General features: G+C 57.1%; 13 protein-coding genes. 6 read left to right on the plus strand and 7 right to left on the minus strand.

What is annotated here, in order from left to right; genetic code table 11:
• Positions 1-8: 8 nt before the first annotated feature.
• Together AC244Q_RS13795 and AC244Q_RS13800 are read right to left on the minus strand one after the other, a co-directional pair.
• Complete coding sequence (locus tag AC244Q_RS13795) at positions 9-803, minus strand: thymidylate synthase (RefSeq protein WP_012758237.1); 795 nt, start codon at positions 801-803, stop codon at positions 9-11.
• Between the two features lie 763 nt (positions 804-1,566).
• Positions 1,567-2,121, minus strand: a complete 555-nt coding sequence (locus AC244Q_RS13800) for a helix-turn-helix domain-containing protein (protein WP_128406243.1) — start codon at positions 2,119-2,121, stop codon at positions 1,567-1,569.
• A gap of 119 nt (positions 2,122-2,240) precedes the next feature.
• On the opposite strand from AC244Q_RS13800, the gene AC244Q_RS13805 reads away from it, so the two are divergent.
• The 5 genes from AC244Q_RS13805 to AC244Q_RS13825 all read left to right on the plus strand — a co-directional run bounded on the left by AC244Q_RS13805 (position 2,241) and on the right by AC244Q_RS13825 (position 7,805).
• The gene (locus AC244Q_RS13805) at positions 2,241-2,603 is read left to right on the plus strand and encodes a hypothetical protein (protein WP_128406242.1); all 363 of its coding nucleotides are present in this window, start codon (positions 2,241-2,243) and stop codon (positions 2,601-2,603) included.
• 235 nt (positions 2,604-2,838) lie between these two features.
• Entirely contained in the window at positions 2,839-4,815 is a 1,977-nt protein-coding gene (locus AC244Q_RS13810) for an AAA family ATPase (RefSeq protein WP_128406241.1), read from the plus strand.
• Positions 4,816-6,141: a DUF2442 domain-containing protein gene (locus tag AC244Q_RS13815; protein ID WP_128406240.1), complete on the plus strand. Its 1,326-nt coding sequence runs from the start codon at positions 4,816-4,818 to the stop codon at positions 6,139-6,141. It abuts the gene before it with no gap.
• Positions 6,142-6,188: 47 nt separating this feature from the next.
• The gene (locus AC244Q_RS13820) at positions 6,189-6,971 is read left to right on the plus strand and encodes a metallophosphoesterase (RefSeq protein WP_128406239.1); all 783 of its coding nucleotides are present in this window, start codon (positions 6,189-6,191) and stop codon (positions 6,969-6,971) included.
• Positions 6,972-7,187: 216 nt separating this feature from the next.
• Positions 7,188-7,805, plus strand: a complete 618-nt coding sequence (locus tag AC244Q_RS13825; protein ID WP_245460442.1) for a hypothetical protein — start codon at positions 7,188-7,190, stop codon at positions 7,803-7,805.
• Between the two features lie 5 nt (positions 7,806-7,810).
• Here AC244Q_RS13825 and AC244Q_RS13830 read toward each other — a convergent pair whose 3' ends face one another.
• The 5 genes from AC244Q_RS13830 to AC244Q_RS13850 all read right to left on the minus strand — a co-directional run bounded on the left by AC244Q_RS13830 (position 7,811) and on the right by AC244Q_RS13850 (position 17,403).
• Positions 7,811-9,007 (minus strand): adenylate/guanylate cyclase domain-containing protein, encoded by a 1,197-nt coding sequence (locus tag AC244Q_RS13830; RefSeq protein ID WP_128406238.1) that lies wholly within the window; start codon positions 9,005-9,007, stop codon positions 7,811-7,813.
• Positions 9,008-9,278: 271 nt separating this feature from the next.
• Positions 9,279-10,907 (minus strand): right-handed parallel beta-helix repeat-containing protein, encoded by a 1,629-nt coding sequence (locus tag AC244Q_RS13835; protein ID WP_128406237.1) that lies wholly within the window; start codon positions 10,905-10,907, stop codon positions 9,279-9,281.
• 68 nt (positions 10,908-10,975) lie between these two features.
• Positions 10,976-12,217, minus strand: coding sequence for an endonuclease/exonuclease/phosphatase family protein (locus AC244Q_RS13840; RefSeq protein WP_128406236.1), 1,242 nt, complete (start codon positions 12,215-12,217; stop codon positions 10,976-10,978).
• 412 nt (positions 12,218-12,629) lie between these two features.
• Positions 12,630-16,136: an AAA family ATPase gene (locus tag AC244Q_RS13845; RefSeq protein ID WP_128406235.1), complete on the minus strand. Its 3,507-nt coding sequence runs from the start codon at positions 16,134-16,136 to the stop codon at positions 12,630-12,632.
• Position 16,137: 1 nt separating this feature from the next.
• Positions 16,138-17,403 (minus strand): metallophosphoesterase family protein, encoded by a 1,266-nt coding sequence (locus AC244Q_RS13850; RefSeq protein ID WP_128406234.1) that lies wholly within the window; start codon positions 17,401-17,403, stop codon positions 16,138-16,140.
• Positions 17,404-17,743: 340 nt separating this feature from the next.
• Between AC244Q_RS13850 and AC244Q_RS13855 the strand changes: the two genes are divergently transcribed.
• On the plus strand, positions 17,744-18,832 hold the full coding sequence (locus AC244Q_RS13855; RefSeq protein WP_128406233.1) for a hypothetical protein: 1,089 nt from the start codon (positions 17,744-17,746) through the stop codon (positions 18,830-18,832).
• The last annotated feature ends 35 nt before the right edge of the window (positions 18,833-18,867 follow it).

Below are 18,867 nucleotides of genomic sequence, written 5' to 3' on the forward strand. Positions count from 1 at the left end.
GTCCCGGATCAGACGGCGATCGGCGCCTTGATGCTGGCATCGGCCTCGTAGCCGATCAGCTCGAAATCGTCGAAGGTGAAGCCGAAAATGTCCTTCACATCAGGCTTGATGCGCATGAACGGCAGCGGCTTCGGCCGGCGCGCCAGTTGCAGCTTCGCCTGGTCGAAATGGTTGTGATAGAGATGAGCGTCGCCGAGCGTGTGAACGAAATCGCCGGGCTTCAGCCCGGTCACCTGAGCCACCATCATCGTCAGCAGCGCATAGGAGGCGATGTTGAACGGCACGCCGAGGAAGATATCGGCCGACCGCTGGTAGAGCTGGCAGGAAAGCTTGCCGTCAGCCACATAGAACTGGAACAGGCAATGGCAGGGCGGCAGCGCCATTTCGTCCACTTCGGCCGGATTCCAGGCCGAAACGATGTGGCGGCGCGAATTCGGGTTGTTGACGATGCCTTTGACGAGATTGGCGATCTGGTCGATATGGCCGCCATCCGGCGCTGGCCAAGAGCGCCACTGGGCGCCGTAGACCGGCCCGAGATCGCCGTTTTCGTCGGCCCATTCGTCCCAGATCGAAACGCCGTTCTCCTTGAGATATCGGATATTCGTCTCGCCCTTCAGGAACCAGAGAAGCTCGTGAATGATCGAGCGCAGATGCAGCTTCTTCGTGGTGAGGACGGGGAAGCCCTCTTCGAGGTCGAAGCGCATCTGGTAGCCGAAGACCGAGCGCGTGCCGGTGCCGGTGCGGTCGCCCCGGTCGGAGCCCTTTTCCATCACATGATTCAAGAGATCGAGATATTGCTTCATGTCGCGCTGATTCCGTTTCGGTCAATTTAAGCCTTCGGAACCGGGAAACCAATCACCGCCGGGTATTTTCCCAATGTTTCTGATGGGCCGCATAACGCTTTTATGACGTTTGCCCTTTCCTTGTGCTGAGGAAACCCCTATATCAGCCCTGCCGGCTTTCGGGCCGGCTATGGCGATAAATGAGCGGTGTAATAAACCTATTGGACCCGGGGGCGATATATGAGCTTTGCCTTCAGGGGGTCGACAGAAACCCCTAAGCTAAGCACCTGCCGCACTCACATCCGCACGATGTTTCCCCAATGCATTCGGATAGTAAGCTCTAACCCTTCCGAAAATATCCTCGGGGGTTTGGGGGCGGAAAGCCCCCAAGCTCAGGGGGTCCGGGGGAAGCTGCTGGAAAACAGATCAGGCGAAATTCGTCGGGTTCCGCGGCTGGCAGAAAGCGAGCGCGTGCCTGGATGCAGGTTGAACTTTAGAGAGTGTCACCACTTCCAATGAAGCGGTGACAGCCTAACCCTTCACGGTCATCGGCATCCCTGCCTGTACCGTGGCTGCACACTCGCACGGAACCCGATGCGAGCCAAGTGCCTGGGACAAGTTTCTCCTGCCGCGGTTCCTTTGATGCTACTGCTTCGGGCCGGCGCTATTGCGCCCTCAAAAACGAGCCCTCGAACGTCATCTGAAATAGTTGCGCGCCGACTTGAAGAGAGATTTTCCAATCCCGCTCTTGCGATTACACCATGGACTTGTTTGCGCCGCTTTCTTATCCGGTCGCGGGCGTGCTAGCCCATCGAACGCCGACGCCATAATAGAGTCCGGTGCCAACATCCCCAGTGCCCATGAATTCGATGCCTGCCTTTATATAGTAGGCCCGGAGACGGTGATACTCGTCGCCCGAATAGGTCCCTCCTGCCTCAAGAGCCGACAAATCTTTGAGGGACATTTCCGCGTTATTTGCGACATCCGCTCTACTAGCACCGAGTAGGCTCCTGGCGGCTACAAACGCCGTGCCATGTTGCTCGGCATGGTATTTGGTGGCCTCGGTTTGAGCGGGGGGGAACGTCTCGGGGAGTCGCCAACGCACTCCAGCGGCATTAATAGTTCCGGAATCGATATCAATCACGCCCACGAACTGCAGCCCTTGATCCTCGTAGAAGCTTCGCATTTTCGACACCGTCGGGAATGGAGCCGATGCGTCATTCTCTGCGGCAGAAATGCTCTGGCGGGTGACTTGAATGTTCTTGGATAGCTCATGCTGCGACAGCCGCGACAATGCGCGGGCCGCCCGTAGTGCATCGGGAGGTGCGTAGAATTTCATAAATTCGAAGAGCCGGGGGAAAACACGAATGTCAAATGGCGTCTTTCATTTGACATTGACGGCCATATTTGGAATCAAATGTAAAAAATATGACGACAATTGATTCTAAGGACAAACAAATGGACGAGTCAGTTCCCGAATGGCTGGGGAGGCCCCACCCTTTATTGGTCGGAAAACTGCGACGGCTCGCAGACGATCTGGCGGACATCAATCATTGCGCCGACGCCGACGCGCCGAGTGCGGCGTTCAACAGCTGGACCCTGGGGAAGCGTGTCGTTCCATGCCTTATCGGTCGTCCGTTGGGACACCCCCTGATCTCAGACGGCAGACCAGCATTCTCAAGCGAACTATTCTACTTCGACCCGAACCGCGGAATCGCGCGGACGTTGAGCCGCTGGTACCGTCTCGGCACCCGTGTCGAGCCAGGATACTGGGGCGAGCGGCTGCGCCGGGCTCCCTATCCGCTGGAGGAAACGATTTGATCCCGGACTTGCTAACTAAGGACGACACAAAAGCGACGAGCCCTCTCGGCGGCAAACCACGCGTAACTCAGGAATCCGGCCACGCGGTCGACGGTGTAGTCATGACCATGCCGGTTTTCACCCTCGCCAAGCCGCGGCCGTGGAACAGGAAAACCGCCAAGTCCACCGTGACTGCGTGTGAATATTGGGGCGAACGGCTCCGGGAGAAAGCTGGCCCACCAGAGGACTTGCATTGATGGATATCGTGGAATTTCTTGAGATCGTAAACTCGATGCCGCCGTCCAACAGCAAGCCGCGCCCACCGTGGAAGCTTAGTCTACCTGACGACGAGAACTTCATAACCCTTCCGATCTATATCGCCTTTTGCGGGATCGCTGCGGCAGCCCGGCCGTGGAACAGGAAGAACGCGAAGTTCAAGTTGATCCTCTGCCTGTCGGAGGAAGGATGCATTCCCGTCTACACTGCGGCGGCTCGGGTCTTTCTAAATGGGATCGGGAACTACAAGGTGGGAACACCACCGTTCGTCTCCGATTGGGGCGGTCGCTACTCCAATCGCGACCAGTTTGAAGTCCTGAGGAAAGAGCAGGCAATATTCCTTAGAGATCCTAAGAAGGAGTTGGATGACGAGGCAAAACTCTTTGGTGACGCGGTGGTGGACGTTCCGTTGAGAAGCAGACGGCATGTGGAGGCGGCTCTCAAACGCTTCGGAATGCCGATTAACAACAGGGACGTCGAGCTGCTATTGTCTGATCCGTGGTCTCGCCTGGACAAGGCCTTCCAGGAAGGTCGGTCGCCTGCGCTCGCATTGCAAAGGTTGAGGCAGTATCCGCGACCCGGCACGCCGACCGTTGCGTCGGTGGCCAAGGTCGCCGTTCCGACGCTCGCGGACATGCACGGGTACGGACCGGTTGTGGAGTGGGGGAATAATCTCGCCCAGGACATCGAAGATTACCGATCGGGCCGCATCGAATGGGCGGATGTGGACGATGGGGTCTTGCTTTCTGGTCCGACAGGAACCGGAAAGACGACGTTCATGCGTGCGCTACAAATCAGCTGTGGCGTATCCATTGTCGCCGGGTCTTTTTCTACTTGGCAAAGCGCGGGTTCGCTTGACGACTTTTTGCAAGCCATGCGTAAGGCTTTCGAAGAAGCCAAATCGAAAGCGCCGGCGATTTTGTTCGTGGACGAGGTCGACGCCTTTGGCAGCCGGAACATCCGTGATCACAACAGAGCCTACATGACGGCCGCGATCTCCGGTTTTCTCGAGCTCCTCGACGGTTTTCATGGTCGGGAAGGTGTGGTGGTCGTCGCGGCATGTAACCACCCGGACAGCCTCGATCCGGCAATCCGGCGTGCGGGACGGCTCGACCGCCATTACCAAATCACCTTGCCCGACAAGCATTCCCGACTGTCGATTCTGAAATTCCACAGCGGCATTGAGCTTGATCACTCACAAGCCGAGATGTTCGGCATGGCCACTGAGGGTTTTTCGGGTGCTGATATTGAACAACTCGCTCGTGACGCCAGACGGACAGCGCGACGCCGTCTCGAGGTTCTTTCGGGAACCCACATCATTGCCCAACTGAGAACGTTGACAGAGCTTTCGGAAGAAATCGTTCGCGCTCTCGCTGTCCATGAAGCAGGTCATGCCCTGGTATCTATCGAAATCGGCCACGGAGAGGTGATGGAGGTCAAGATTTCCCAATACCGGATCGAAGGCAAATCCGGCCAATTAGGCTACGTGCGGTACGGCCAAATAGATGCTCGACCAAAGACGCGGACCGAGTATTTGAACGCAATCGCGGTTTGCCTCGCCGGGATTGCCGCTGAAATGGAAGTCTTCGGTCGGTTTGCCGACGGCGCTTCGGGCTCTGAAGACGCGGACCTCAACAGGGCGACGGAGCTTGCCACCATGCTCGAGGGCGCTCTTGGTATGGGGCACACCCTCCTCGTTGAAGGTTCCCAGGAGCAGCTCGAGCGGTTGCGAGCCTATCACCCAGAGTTCCGGAGGCGTGTTCACGACGTCTTACAGAACGAGTTCCGCCGCGTGAAGTCCATCATTCAAACCCGTCGAGCCACCCTCGACGCCATCGTCGAGCGTTTGATGGGAAGGCGAACGTTGTCCGGCGAGGAAGTCGCCGAGATCGTACGACGGTACCGGATGCCGACGGTCAGCCTTGCGAAGGTGCCTCGTCGCAGCGCGGGGGCGTAGATGGCGAGCAAGGGTCGGGGAAGGCGGCGCTATCGTCGCATCAAAACGGAACCCGACCGGGAGAGGTCGCTTGGGTCGGGTTTGGACGAAATCGGCTTCGATCCACTGGGACGCCGCATTGTGGTCGGGAGCGCGCGCGACGCATATTGGCGACTGAAGCACCCGACTCCAAGGGGTGCCTACTACGATCAGTCGACAGGCCGGATCGTCGTCGAGTTTGAGAACGGTTCGACCTTCACGGTCCCCGGACGATTCCTCGAGGGATTAGTCGAGGCATCCGAGGCTCACCTCGCAGAAGTCGAACTGCTTGGCGAGACGCGTCTCCGCTGGGAGAGCCTCGATGTCGATCACGAGATTGGGCCGATGATCACCGGAATATACGGCACGCCGAATTTCATGGCGAAGTCTGCGACGCGTGCAATGGAGCTGCACAACAAAAAGCAGGCAAACGATTTCGCCGCCTGGGCTCGGGCAGTTGCCGTATATTTGTCGTACGGATTACCATACAAGGACGAGATAGGTTGGGAACATTACCACATAACCGCCTATGAGGTCGGGTGTGCGGCGCTTGTTGCATTGGGACAGGCGCACGAATTTGTCGGGGGAGCCAAGCCGCGGCGATTTCCCGAATGTCCCGAGCCGCCGCCAAGGTGGGACGATATCTCGACCGCGGTCATCTACGTGGCCGACCAGAACGGCGAACTGCGATTCCGAAAGTTGGACAGACGCGTTCTGTCGCTGAAGGCGGACGACCGCGATAGCGTGCCAGTAGCCAACATCGCCGCTGCCAACGGGGCCGGCCCGGCGTGCGCCACGGTCAACGCATACTCGGTTCTGGAGTCTCTCGGACTTGTGCAAGCAGGGTGTTGGACGAAAGCTGCTGAAACAGTCCTCTGGCGGTACAATCCGTCGACGTGGAACCTCCATTTCGCGAGCGATGCCAGATTTATCACGGCGGCTTTCGACGCCGCCGCGAACGTGCCGGACGACATCCGCTCTCAGATAGCCGCGATTGTCACCGCCGCGGATGAGGAGACTTGGGTGGTTCAGACGCCGAATGGTGAGCACTCCGATAAGTCTGACCTGCCTCCCGATGCCGAAGCGATGCCGCCAGAAAAGCCCAGCGATCTGCGAAGCATGGCAGAAGGTTTCCGACGCCAGCGTCTCGATGTCTTGTTCTATCGCCGATGGCGCTTGAGTGACGGTTGGCTCTCCGCTGACGAGGCGAAATCCGCATTAGAGATTCACCACGATGAGTTGGCCAGTTCGATGAGAAAGGCGGTCATGGGTTGGCTCTACCCAAGCCAGCCACTCCTGGCCCTCTGATCCACTCGCTCGACCGAGTTTTTTTCTGCCGCAGTAGGACAACAGTCATGAAGCTTTGGATCCTCTCAGACCTCCATCTGGAATTCGGACAGCCTTTTTTGCAGACCCCACCAGCCGATGCCGATGTCATGATTTGCGCTGGCGACGTTCTGGACAAGGGCATCGTCCCGAGTCTGCAGTGGCTCGCCGACACCGTGGCGCATGCTATCCCCGTGGTTTTCGTACCGGGAAACCACGAGTTTTATTCTGCGTTCGTCCAGGAAAGTATCCGGGACGCCCGCGACTTCGCTGGTCGTTTTCCCAACATTCATTTTCTTGAGAACGAGGCCGTCGACATCGGTGGTGTCCGGTTCATCGGCGGAGGACTTTGGACCGATTTTCGCCTGTTTGGACGAAAGCCGGAGGTCGCCATGTCGTACGCCGCGCACGGGATGAACGACTATAAGAAGATCAAATTCTCAAAGCTACCATACCGCAAGTTCAAGCCGATTGACGCCTATCGGCTGCATGTCCAAACCCGGCATTTCATTGCGGCGGAGCTCCGAAAACATCCACCGATGAAGACAGTTGTCGTTACGCACCATGCTCCGTCGCCACAGGCGATCGACCTCGGTTTTCGACACGACCCACTCTCCGCTTGTTATGCTTCGGATTTGGAAGACCTGCTGTACGAGGTCGGGCCCAAATTGTGGGTGCACGGTCACGTCCATCACCGAAACGACTACTTCGTCCGAGATACGCGGATTGTGTCGAATGCCAGGGGATATCCCGGCGAACGGACGGGGTTTGATCCTAATTTCACTGTCGAGATAAGTACGAAATTGGGATGAAAGGGTGAACTCGTGCAGTCGGACGTCACAGCAGGCATGAACTGCCTCTTTTGGATGACTCCCGTCACGTTACATTAGATGATAGCAATACAAGGGGTGCATGCGGATTTCGAATGAGGCGAGGCTATGAGGAGTGCAGCGCATATCCTTACGGCAGTCATTGCCGTGGCAATAGGAGCGACTGCTCCGCACGCAGCCGAGGGTCGCAGAGTTTCATTGGGATGGCAGACGTCATGCGGCGTGGATCCAGGTGCGATAAGCCACTCGGGCGGTGCCTACACATTTCACCAGAGTTACAACCATTGCAGCGGCGGTATTTTCAAGCAACGATCGGAACTGAGCTCTGGAAACATCTCGGTCAAGAGCCGAGTGAGCTATGCATTCGACACCACCGTCTCGATGAAGACATCACAAAGCAATGACTTCATCTTGTTTCAGGTCCATGATGGACGGAACGGCTGTTCACCGCCGATGAGCTTGCGCTGGACTGGTGGTAATTCCCTTCGGTTTGACAGCGACTATACACGCGGCAAAGGAATGGCAGGTTGCGTCGAAAATCGCGGCCTTCGGGGAGCTGGTTATCATGGACCCAGTCTCAGGCGAGACGGAACGCCTTACCATCTGCGCGTCACGCTGGCGTTCGACGGGCAAGGCGGATTTGACGTGTCGGTCCAGATCAACGGAAGCGGCGTCTTGTCGGGGCGGTACCAGCCATCGAATGACCCGCAATTCCTCACGTCGAAACGTTTCTATATGAAACATGGTGTCTATTCCCAGAAACCGTTCGACTACGAGATGAGGTCAGTGGGTATGCAGGTCCTCCGCGTCGGCTGATAGTTTTATTTTATCCTCTGCCCTGCCTGAGTATCCTCGATTTCGACGACGGCGGCATCCTGAGCTGGGTCGATATCATCCCAGGTGGGCTTTGGCTCGCGACCATCAGCTCTGAATTGGGCGAAGTTCTGGTGGCCACCCGAATTGCCCGGTTGATAGCGAGCCCATGCAGTATATGAGAGTGGTTCGCCATCCACCCAGTGCCATCCTCCGTCGGGTTCCTTCGCTCCGTCGTCTTGCATCAGGCCGATCATCGGTCCGCTGCTTTGCGGCTCTCCATCGACATCCTGTATGACCCAGTGACCTGGTTTCTCAAGGGTCAGGTTGTAGACGAATTCGTTCTCTTCGGCCGAGGTTATGGTCGCAAGATGTCCCTTCAAGCCGGCGGCCAGGTCGAGTAGTGCCGCCATGGCGCTCCCCCACGTTCTGATGACCAGATACCTTGAATGACCAAAGTGTCCTTCGGTGACGAGATCGAAGTTCGCCAGTATGTCCTTCTCCGATTTGCCCTGAACGCTCTCGTCCTTCTTGTATGCCCGCTGCGCCCACTCCGGTGTGCGTTGCTGCGTCAGGACAAAGACCGAGGCCCCGAAAGCCACGATCGTCAAGATTGCCAGCCCAGCCAGAAACGCTGGCTTTCGGATAAATGCGGCGGACCTTCTTCTTGATGATGCTATGAAATTTTCATCGCCGTCGGAGATCGCATAAACGGTGATCGGCTTCGCGAGGTTCTTGACATAATGTTCGCCGATCCTCTTGAGTTCGGTAGGCAGCTTTCGGTCGACCTGCTCAAATACGCCCTCACTGAGGCATATCCCGCCGGGCTGAGCGATCGACTCCAATCTTGCCGCGATGTTCACCCCGCCTCCGAGAACGTCGCCGTTCGGCTGCACCGTGACATCGCCGATGTTGATTCCAATACGGTATTTAAGGCGTTGCGCCGGCGGTACCGTCTCGTTGTAGCTCCTGTGGGCTGCCTGGATATCAATGGCAGCGAGAACTGCTTCGACCGCGCTATCGAATACTGCGATGACGCTGTCGCCAGCGGTATTTGCGATTGACCCCTCATGTTGACGGATAATCGCGTCCATTATCTCGCGGAGTTTTGCCAGATGAGACAAGGTGGCAATTTCATCATCTTCGACATGCTGGCTGTATTGCGCGATATCCGCGGCGAAGATGGTAGTAAGCCTCCTGCCCATGTCGACCTCCGAGTATCAAGCTATAGGCATTATACAATTTGGGCACTGATCCATAAAGCATGAGCACCTCGTCAATATTAGTCAGGACTGTGCATGGCTAAAACGGGCGGGAAGCGCCTCATCGCTGAATTTCGTAGACGTGAAGGGAGCCCGCAGATGACCAACGCCTCTCATGACATATTCACCTAACGGCAATGGGGCGGCCATGGATCCGATCACCTGCCAACGGCGTCGCTGCAAAAAACCAGCGATTGGCCCCCTGGTCTTGGACTTAGGCAACTGGTGCATTACTGTCAGCTCCGCTTAGTTTTGCGAACGCCTCGCCAGTCCACAGATCCTCGAAAGCACATGTCCCGACGGTGAAAAGACCATAGGTCTGCCACGCACCAATGTACGTGCTGCCGTCTCCGGATGAAATCGATTGACCGTTTGCTAGAACAATATCGCGGACGATCGCCCGTGGTGGCCGATCGAGATGGAGCTGATCGGGCACGCCAGTGGTATGCCCTGCTAGCTTCAGTTGCCCTCCCCGGGAGTTTGCACCGAGTGGATAGGATGCGCCATGGTAGGCGGCCGGAAAGTTCGAGTGTTCTATTTGGTCGCCATCGAACTCGATCTTGAGTGCGTCCCATCGTTTCGTGAAGCGCTTTTCTTCGCTCACGATGAGATCTTCTGGACTGAGATCCGGCTTGTCCGGAGACGCCCATTGGCTGCCGAACACGTTCGGCGGGTCCACGGCAGGCGCGCCATTCGGTTCGCGAAGCGCGATGGCGTTGTTGAAGTGGTGGAAGCCTGCAAATCGCTTCTTCTTGGCCACCGCCATCCGGGTCAGCCACGTGTTGTTGAAGACATAGTGCGGTCCATAAACCTCCCGGGTGTCCGGAAATTTGAAGAGCTGTCCCGCCGCGTGGTCGTCTTTTAGCGGGCCCGGCTTGTTGGCATTCCAGCCCAGATTTCCGTAGACGTAGAAATGACCGGAGCTGACCATCTCGAATGAAAAGGGCATATAGCAGTCCACGAACTTATTATGCCGAACCGTCCAGTTGAACGCGTGGTTTTCGGGTTCGACAGCGTTGTCGCGGATGCGGACAAACCAGTTGTCTTCGATCAGAACATTTTTGCAGTAGGCCTGAACGCGGTCAGCCGCGGCCTCATTGAACATGTGCACGGCGTTGAACGCGTCGATGACTGTGTTCTTGCGTATGACGATGTAGCCGGCGATCGTCCAGGCTCGGAAAAAGTCGCCATCGAAAGCCCTGGCGTCCGTGTCCTTCACCGGGAAACCGTCCTTCGCGACACCGTGTATCTGGGTCCAGAGTGTCTTGCTCCACAGCTCCGTTTGCGGCGGGGGCGGATTAGGATCCGGATGGCCGTATTTCACGATCGAGGCAAGATCGATTTCCCCCTTGCCGCTCGTATCCTGTATCCACGAGCAGCCTTCGACCAGCATGTGCCTGGTATTGCCGCCCGTTGCGCCAATTGCGAAGGTCCCCCCGCGGAAGTGGACGCCGCGGACGATTACGTTTTGGCAATTGTCGAAGTAAACTGCCGTTGGCCAGCAGCCATCGAACCTGAGATCTTCCAGTATGATCCATTGGCAGTCACGAACGATCAGGGCCGCGTTGTCGGCGAGATAGTAGAGGCCTGGAAACTTCCCTTCATCTTCCATTCGTTTTGACAGGCGATTGCCTTTCACCCGATAGTCCTCGAAACTGGTCTTCGGTCCAATCGCCGCACCGGGCCCGTAGATGATGACCGGTTCGGATGGACTTCCGCTTTTCCCCGAGATCACGAGCCGATCGGGATAATCTCCCGGCGACAACGAGATGACGTCTCCAGCAATGGCGCGCCGCATTGCATCTTGAACCGTCGAACGGTCAACTATCACCCTTCTCTGCACGTTTGCCCCCTGCCCCTTCGAGGTTCGCAAGAATCTAGACTGCAGACTGAAGCACCGCCGTTAGCGGCCTAGAATTCGATCAATGCCACCGTCGGGCAGTGATCCGAGATTGAAAGAAGCTGATCACTACCGTCGGGCTTGGAACCGGCGACGCTTCCTCCGAACTTGCCGATGCTACGGTGTTCGGCAGGCAACGGGTTCTTTATTCCGCTTCCTATGAACACGTGGTCGAGACCAACTGCGTTAGTGCAGCCGAGATAATTCGGCGAGCCGAGTATGGCGCGCTCGGCCGGATCCAGAGGCCGGATTTCGCTGACGTCGCAGAGCAGCGAACCGATTGCGTTGGTATCGCAGCGCTCTTCGAGCATCCGCATCGTGCTCGCTGCGGGCGAGCCGTCGAATACGTCCTCGATCAGGGAGTTCGTCAGTGACGATGGTGTGTGCGGTGCTGCTGGCGATCCACCGTCCGACCGGACGGGCGACGGATCGCGGAGCTCGTGCCAGAAATTTCGGTTGAAATCGCCCAGCAGTATGACTTTCCCGTCATTCGCTGTTACGCGCTCGATCCAACTCTCCAGAGGACCAACCTGCTGTTGGAGGATCGGACAATGATCGCCGCCCCCTGAAAGGTTTCCATTGTCGAACGGCGACACGCACCTCGACTTCAGGTGCACTGACAAAACACGTAACGTCACCCCATCGATGCTGAGGGAGAGTGCAAGTCCAGGTCGGGGTTGCTTGTCAGGCGGGTTATTGGGGAGGCTCAAGGCATCTTCGATGTCGCAGGACACCTTCTGTCCCAAAGACCTCTTCCAGGCGATGACGATCCGTTGGACCTTGTAGCCGGAGATCGCGCAGAAATCATAGTCGGTGCCATTGTCCGGAAGGATTTCCCGGACGGAATCTTCGCCGTTGACTTCCTGGAACGCAAGTATGTCCGCGGGGAGCGACGATGCGATGTACTTCGAAACCTGGGCAAGCCGCTTCTCGTAGCCGGCGGGCTTGACGAAAACCACGTCGTTGTCTCTGTCGCGGTAGACATTGCACACCGGGTACTGTGCGGTATCCCACCCCTGGATTTTGAAGGCGTCGACGAACCATCCTGGTTTGGAATCCGGGCCGGATCCTTCCCGCCAAACGTCGGCGGCCGCGTCTTTGACGTATCGCTTATTGCAGAGGTCGATCCAGCGGTTGGCCGTCGCGAGGTCCATATGCCAGCCAAGGTTCCAACTAGAGACGGTTAGGACCCTCGCCTGCGCGTCGAGCCCGAACACGAGCAACAATGCCATCGCAAGAAAATACCGATACATGATCGCCCCTCGCCCAAAAGTAGCTTGTTGATTTAAATACAACTTTATACAAAATTCAATGGGAACGAAAGAAGATCGGTAGCAAAACATCGAGCGCCGAGTTCAGATGAATGAAATCAAAGCAAATCCCCTCGCAAACAGATCCCTTGACTTTCAGACCGATACTTCATTTTTGAGAAACTACACTCGTTGCCCTTTGGCCATTGCGCGACATGCTAAGGAATCCGCCGAAGTTTTCTTGCGCCGGCGCACGAGGTATCGACCTATAGAAATTCACTCTGTGGCGAAGCAATCAAAGATGCACATGGAGGAAAGACAGGAAGCGAGAAAATGCTCGATCATCATGGCATCTTCGGATGGTCCAGTGTTTATTCGCTGAGATTACACGGGGCTTCGGTCAACAGCGCCTCAACTATTCCGCCGCTATCCCAGTGAGGCCACGCGCCGATTCGATCGTTTCCAGATTATGCAGTCTGACGCCCGGGCATACCTTTCTTGCGATCTCGGTCAGATGCTGATGATGGGTAAGGTAGATAACCTGCCCGTATCGCGCCATCTCCGCGAACAACTTGAAGGCTTCCTCGGCGCGGAAGTCATCGAAAGTTTCCATGATGTCGTCTGCAATGAAAGGAACGGGAGCGCGATTAGCGACAAACTCGTGATAGCCAGCCACCCGCAGTGCGAGGTAGAGCTGAAAACGCGCACCTTTGGATAGCTGGTCGGCAGCCTTCGAACCGCCGTTCGCCGGTAACGCGATCAGTACTTCGCCGTCTTTGCTAGGCTGCGCTGCGACACCTGTGTAGGCTCCGCGGCTGATAGTCTTGAATGCCTCAGAGGCTCTCGTCATCATCCCGCTGCGATGTCGGTCCCTGTAGAGCTTCAAAGCCTGCTCGGCGGCCGTTATCCCCGCGCGTAGTTCGAGGTAGCGTCCAGCTCGTTCTTCGATTTCGAGCAAAATGGTTCGTCGCTGCTCTTCTATTTCCGCCACAACGGAATCGCCGCCGATGGCATCAAGTGCCTTCTGAATCGTCGACCGCTCGTGAAATACGTCATGGCACTTCTTATCCTGGTCCTCCAGGGTTGGGGCCAACAATGCGAGCTCGCCCTCTAACGTCTCTCTATCGGCCAGTGCAAGCCGCCCCTCGATCTCGGCGATGTCATTCGCGCCACCGATCTCGACCAGTTCCTGCTCCAGCTCGGCAATCGAGTTCCGCAGAGCCTGTCGCTTCGAAGACAGATCGATATAGGCTTCGACCTCATCCATGGTGGCGCATCCGAAGAACGCGACCATCTTGCCTATCCGGGCGTCGAGCACTTCCTTGGCGACAAGCAGCGTGCGTTCGTCCTCGCGTTTCTTATCGAGATCACCCAATAGCTTTTTCCGCTGTTCCTGACCCCGCTCTGCCGCCCTAACCCTGTCGGATATCCTCCGCACGAGCTCGGTGAGGGATGCCGATCTCGGGATTTCCAAGGTGTCGCAGAATTCTAAGACCGACGCTTCGAAGAGGGCCCTGTCGTTCTCCATTTTCTGGATCCGATCAACGAGCCCGGCTTTGGTCTCGATAGCAGCGGCGAGCTTTTCAAGAACGTGGAGAATTCCGTTGACGGCATCTACGTCCGGGATCGGCGTCGCTTCCCCCAGCCAGCAACTGCCGCAGAGCTCGGACCATCTTTCGTCCCATGCGTTGGCGGCTTTCAGCGCTTCGCTCTTGGCACGCGCGCGTGCGACGTTATCTTCTTTTAGCCGCTCAAGGTCCTCGGCCTGATCCATCGCAAGGTTGAAGTCATCCAAGCCTTCTTCGGCAGCGGCGAACAGCGTTCCCAGGTCGGCGTCAGGGTTGCATATAAGGCCCGCCCCGTTCATCGCGGCAAGCAGTTGTTTTTTCGACTGCTCGGCCCTGTCGCGGATGTCGGCGATTTCCTGGTCGATGGCAGCCAGATCATCGCGCCATCTCAGGGCAGCCGCCCTTCTGCGAAACCATTCCTCTAGGTCTGCCGGATCGGAGCTGAAATCGCTGTCTCCAGATATCGATGCCAAGGTTCCGGACATCTGTGTCGCGAGTTCGGCGAGCGAAGATTCCGCCGCTTCTAGGCGTCCCTGCGCTGTATCAATATCTGATCCCACCGATGCACGATTCAGCATCAGCTGCGCCAACTTGGTCGCCTCCCCGAAATGCAGAATTCGTTGCGAAACGAGCTGGTCGTCCGTCCTCATGGCGCTTTCGAAATTGTCGGCCGTTTTCGCGTCCATGGTCTGGCGATGTAAAATCCAGGCCTTATCGCGAGCCGCCCTGCTCGCGGCGACCGAAGGTTCGTCGATCTCTCCTGCCCTCTCGCGGACGACACTGATCTCCGCGTCTAGCCTTCTGCTCTCCGGCTCTAAGCGATCGAGTTCAGACCGCGCTGCCTTCAACTTCTCTCTGGTCTCTCTATAACGCGCTTTCCAATCGTCGAGCTTTGCAGGAGAAGGTGTGCTCATGACCGCGAGCTCGGCCGGGCTGCCGCGCCAGGGAGCGAGCTGCGCCACGCTTTCCCTCAAAGCGACTTCCGTAGCTTCTCGCCGCCGCATCAAGGAACGAATAGCAGCCCCGTCGTCGTGCTTCGGCAGTGCCTTCACTGTCGCGGAAAGCAGTTCGAATGCTTTGACCCGGGCCGGCGAACGGAACTCATCGAAACGGCAGACTTTCTCGCCCTCTTCCTGAAGCGCCCGCTCTGCCTTGGCAAATTCTTCCATCGCAGAGGCACGACGCACCTCAATGCCTGATTTCGACTGGATAAGAGCCCTCAGTTTGCCGACGGTGGCCGCATCCAGGACCAGCCGGGCTGGGGAATTTTCGTTCGGTTTGCCTAATTGCAGGAGTAGGGTTTCGACGGAAAGTTCGGCTACCCGGGCAGTGAGCTTCGGGATGTCGGCCTGCGCCGTGATATACCTTGGTTCCTGTATCTTCGTGAGTTCGCCAACACGTGCCGCAAGGCGAAGGGCGACCTCGTCATCCGCGATCTCACCGATCTCCCGCTCGATCTCTGAAATGGCGCGGGAAAGCTGGTCCATTTTGACGTGGATTTCGATCCCGCTCCTGCGGATATCCGGTAGTTCAAGTCTCCACGATTCCGGTGCCTCGGATACGATCTCGAGATTTGCAAGCTGGTCTCGTAATCCGGTCAGCCTTCTCATTGTCGGGAGTGCACGGAGAATGCGATTGATATCGTCCGTTCTCCGCTGCGTATTTGCACGCTCCGCCAGCGCCTGGTCGTAGAGATCGTCAAGGCGGCCCCGTTCAGCCACCCGCCTGTGATACTCATTAGCCTTGAGGTCGAGTTCGTCGCGTTTTTGCTTCAGCTCGGTCAACCGGGCCTTCAGATCGCTCAGCAGGCCGCTGCGCGCGCGAACTTTGTAGAAGCCATCTGCATCGGCGCGGATTGCCAGGAGTTGCCTGCTCAGATCGGACAAACCCGCGCTTGCGGAGAAAAGCAGTTCGCCGAGATCGCCTTTGCTCGCCAGGATGTTCTCACCGCCTTTTTCGAGCGTGATGTCATCCAGCGAGAACATTGTCGAGAATGCGTCGCGGTCGATTCCGCCGAGGTCCGCCTTTATCTCGGCGTCGGCCACGCTACGCTCTTCGCGATCGAGCAAGCTGTTCTGCGGCCGCTTGATGCGAACGAAGTCCCGTTCCTGACCCGCCACATGCACGTTCGCGCCTAAACGCATGGTACTATAGGGATGCTGGAAATCGTATTTCGTCGTATTGCCGATCCCGAAGATCAGATCGAGGATCGCATCGAGCGTCGTAGACTTTCCCGCCTCGTTGGGGCCGTAGATCACATGGAGGTCAGGCGAGGCGACGGGACGCGGCCCGAAGTCAATGGAAGCGTCGGTGAATTTGCCGTATCGGGTGAGATCTAGACGATTGATGCGCACGTCATGCTCCTTCGCCACCGCGCAGGCGCGCCAACACCTGCGACGCGCCGTCCTTCGCGAATTGCGACAGCAGGGTTTCGAACGATGCTTCGTCCTTGCCGAACATATCGCGAAGCTCTGGTGGAAGCTGGGTCCGCATTTCGTCGGCGATCGACCGCACCTCTTCGAGATAAGAGGTCGAGCCGCGAATTTCGCCGTCGACAATCGACGCGAGTTCTTCAAGCGCGCCGGACCGTGCTTCCTCGCGTCGGGATGCGACAGGTGATGTGACCAGTTTCTCGATCCAAACATTCCCGATGTCCGAGCCACGTGTCTCGAGTTCGGTCCGCAGGAGATCGGCGTCTCGTCGGATGAGCCAGGCGAACTCGCTGGATCCCTTTAGTTCGACGCGGGCGACGAGATGCTCGGCCGATTTCGCCGAAGAGAGATCTTTCAGTTTACCGTTTGCTTTGAGGACCAGATCTCTCCAATCGACTGCTTCCGATACGTCAACAACCAGTCTCTCGAATTGGGCGATGGCCGTGTGGCGTTCTTCGACGACGATCGAACGGTCGTCCCTGACCGTAACCAACGAAACGGACTTGGAACCGTCCTCGTTTATATCGCGCCCTTGCGGTATCCCGGGCATGACAATCGCGGAAGACGTATCCTCGATAGCAGATCTCTTATGAATATGTCCGAGAGCCCAGTAACGGAATCCGGTCTGGCGGAGGTCCGGTACGCTACATGGAGCGTAGAGATCGTGTCCTGTCGACCCGCCAAGACTGGTGTGCATGATGCCGATGTTGACGGCGTCCGGAACCGGAGGTGCGTAATGCCGCAGGAGGCTTTCCGGAGCATGCGGCTTTGCAAAACTCATCCCGTGTATTGCGACGGGGAAATGGCCTGGATCGCTGTCGACGGCAACTGCCTCCGCCACGGCACCGAAAACCTTCACCGTCTCCGGCATCACGAGCTCGGCCGTGATTTTCGACAGCGCATCGTGATTGCCGCGGATGATGAACGTCCTGATGCCCGCCTCGTGCAGACGTCCAAGCTGTTCGGCGAGGAACCGGGCCGTCTTCATCGACGTCTGCTCGCCGTCGTAGAGATCTCCGGCTACAACCAGCGCGTTCACTTGTTCTTCGAGACAAAGATCGATGATCCGAACGAACGAGCGCCGGGTCGCCAGACCGATCAATTCGGAAAGCTCAAGGTTTCGCAACGCCAGCGTACGCAGCGGGGAATCGAGATGAATGTCGGCCGTGTGGAGGAATCGATAGACCAATGCAGAGCCTCATCTGTGGCCTACTTCCGTAGCCGCTACAACTCGCCCGCGCCAGCCTATATTCTCGTTTTGTTCTGGAAATCCCCAAGAAAGTTACAGGGCACGCGATTTTGGTTCGTTTCACTCGGTTCAGATACAACTGGAATGATGCAGTTTACCCGAAGGACGATCGCTTACCTCGTCCGATTCGGATGAGAGGAGCGAACTGACTGCAACGCCGGGTCAGCTCTCACTGGAAATCCGCCCGAATTTCCCCTTGTTCCCGAAGTTGCATTTTTCTCCTATTGCCACCGACCAAATTTTAGAACATTCTAAATAATGGTTGCGGGGGACCAGAGTTATGAGCGGCTCCAAGGTTGCGGAGATTGTCGAGGGACAAAAAGACTTCACCGGAGCAGATATCCGGAGCGTCTACAGCAAAGTCAGCAACACATACGCGGTATACGGCACCGACGATCGCGTGATGGTTCAATTCGCTGATGACGAAACGTTGGGTAGTGAGCAACGTCTTGCTCTGTCTCCGCTCAATCCTGTACGCGGCGAGATTAATGGCTGTATTGATAGTTGGCGCACGCCATCAAAGGTCCCACTTGTTGACAATGTCTCGAAGGCGAAAAGGTTCGATCGCCGCACCGCTGATGCGCTCACCGTAGCCCTTCAGGGCGACCAAGTGCATGCAGAAGAATTGCTTAGAGCTGTTAAGGCAGATATTCTTGCGCAACGTTTTTCTATGGGCCGAGCATGGTACATGTTAGTTGCCACCCTTGCTGCCATCGTTATTTTTGCGGCTTTCTGGGGGCTTTCCGGACTCGAGGGATGGAGTAACCCGACCTCTTTCGTAGGTTTTGTGGGGAGAAACAGTATCTGGCTTGCGGCAAGTGTTGGTTGCCTTGGTGCGCTCTTCTCGATTGCGCTTGGGATCAGAACACGTGAAATCCGGACTGATCTCGAATTGCGCGATAATGTACTTGACGCTGTACTCAGGGTGATGATCGGAGCAGTCTCCGCTATCATTCTCTTCTCGTTGTTCAAGACCGAGTTGGTAAGCCTCCAGCTCGGAACTGCGAAAATTGACCTGAATGGAACAGGAACCCCTGCGGTACACGCCGCAATCCTTATCGCATTTTTGGGGGGATTTGCCGAACGTTTGGTGGGTGACTTTCTCAGCACCGCTGTTCTGGGCGGGCGGACCGGCAGCCCGGACCCGAGCGCGAGGCCAACCACCCGGACCAACGAGGGGGCAAACGAGCAAAATCCCCGCGGCACGAAGGCCACAGAGCAAACAACAGGCCAACCAAGAATGGCCCATATTCACGGCGTCGATGATGAAGTCGATAATTGCCTTTGCGATGCGCAGCTGGACGCTGACGAGCTAACCGACGATGTCGAGCTGCCCGAGGCATCGGGGGGTATCGAAAAGGCGGCTTAATCCACACAGCAGACCACAATTGACGCGGGGACATC

The sequence above is a fragment of the Rhizobium sp. CB2179 genome, assembly GCF_057653455.1.

Coding starts and splice junctions, on each gene's coding strand:
- AC244Q_RS13820 (WP_128406239.1), top strand. CDS start 6,189: ATGAAGCTTTGGATCCTCTCAGACCTCCATCTGGAATTCGGACAGCCT.
- AC244Q_RS13810 (WP_128406241.1), top strand. CDS start 2,839: ATGGATATCGTGGAATTTCTTGAGATCGTAAACTCGATGCCGCCGTCC.
- AC244Q_RS13795 (WP_012758237.1), bottom strand. CDS start 803: ATGAAGCAATATCTCGATCTCTTGAATCATGTGATGGAAAAGGGCTCC.
- AC244Q_RS13830 (WP_128406238.1), bottom strand. CDS start 9,007: ATGGGCAGGAGGCTTACTACCATCTTCGCCGCGGATATCGCGCAATAC.
- AC244Q_RS13855 (WP_128406233.1), top strand. CDS start 17,744: ATGAGCGGCTCCAAGGTTGCGGAGATTGTCGAGGGACAAAAAGACTTC.
- AC244Q_RS13840 (WP_128406236.1), bottom strand. CDS start 12,217: ATGTATCGGTATTTTCTTGCGATGGCATTGTTGCTCGTGTTCGGGCTC.
- AC244Q_RS13815 (WP_128406240.1), top strand. CDS start 4,816: ATGGCGAGCAAGGGTCGGGGAAGGCGGCGCTATCGTCGCATCAAAACG.
- AC244Q_RS13805 (WP_128406242.1), top strand. CDS start 2,241: ATGGACGAGTCAGTTCCCGAATGGCTGGGGAGGCCCCACCCTTTATTG.
- AC244Q_RS13800 (WP_128406243.1), bottom strand. CDS start 2,121: ATGAAATTCTACGCACCTCCCGATGCACTACGGGCGGCCCGCGCATTG.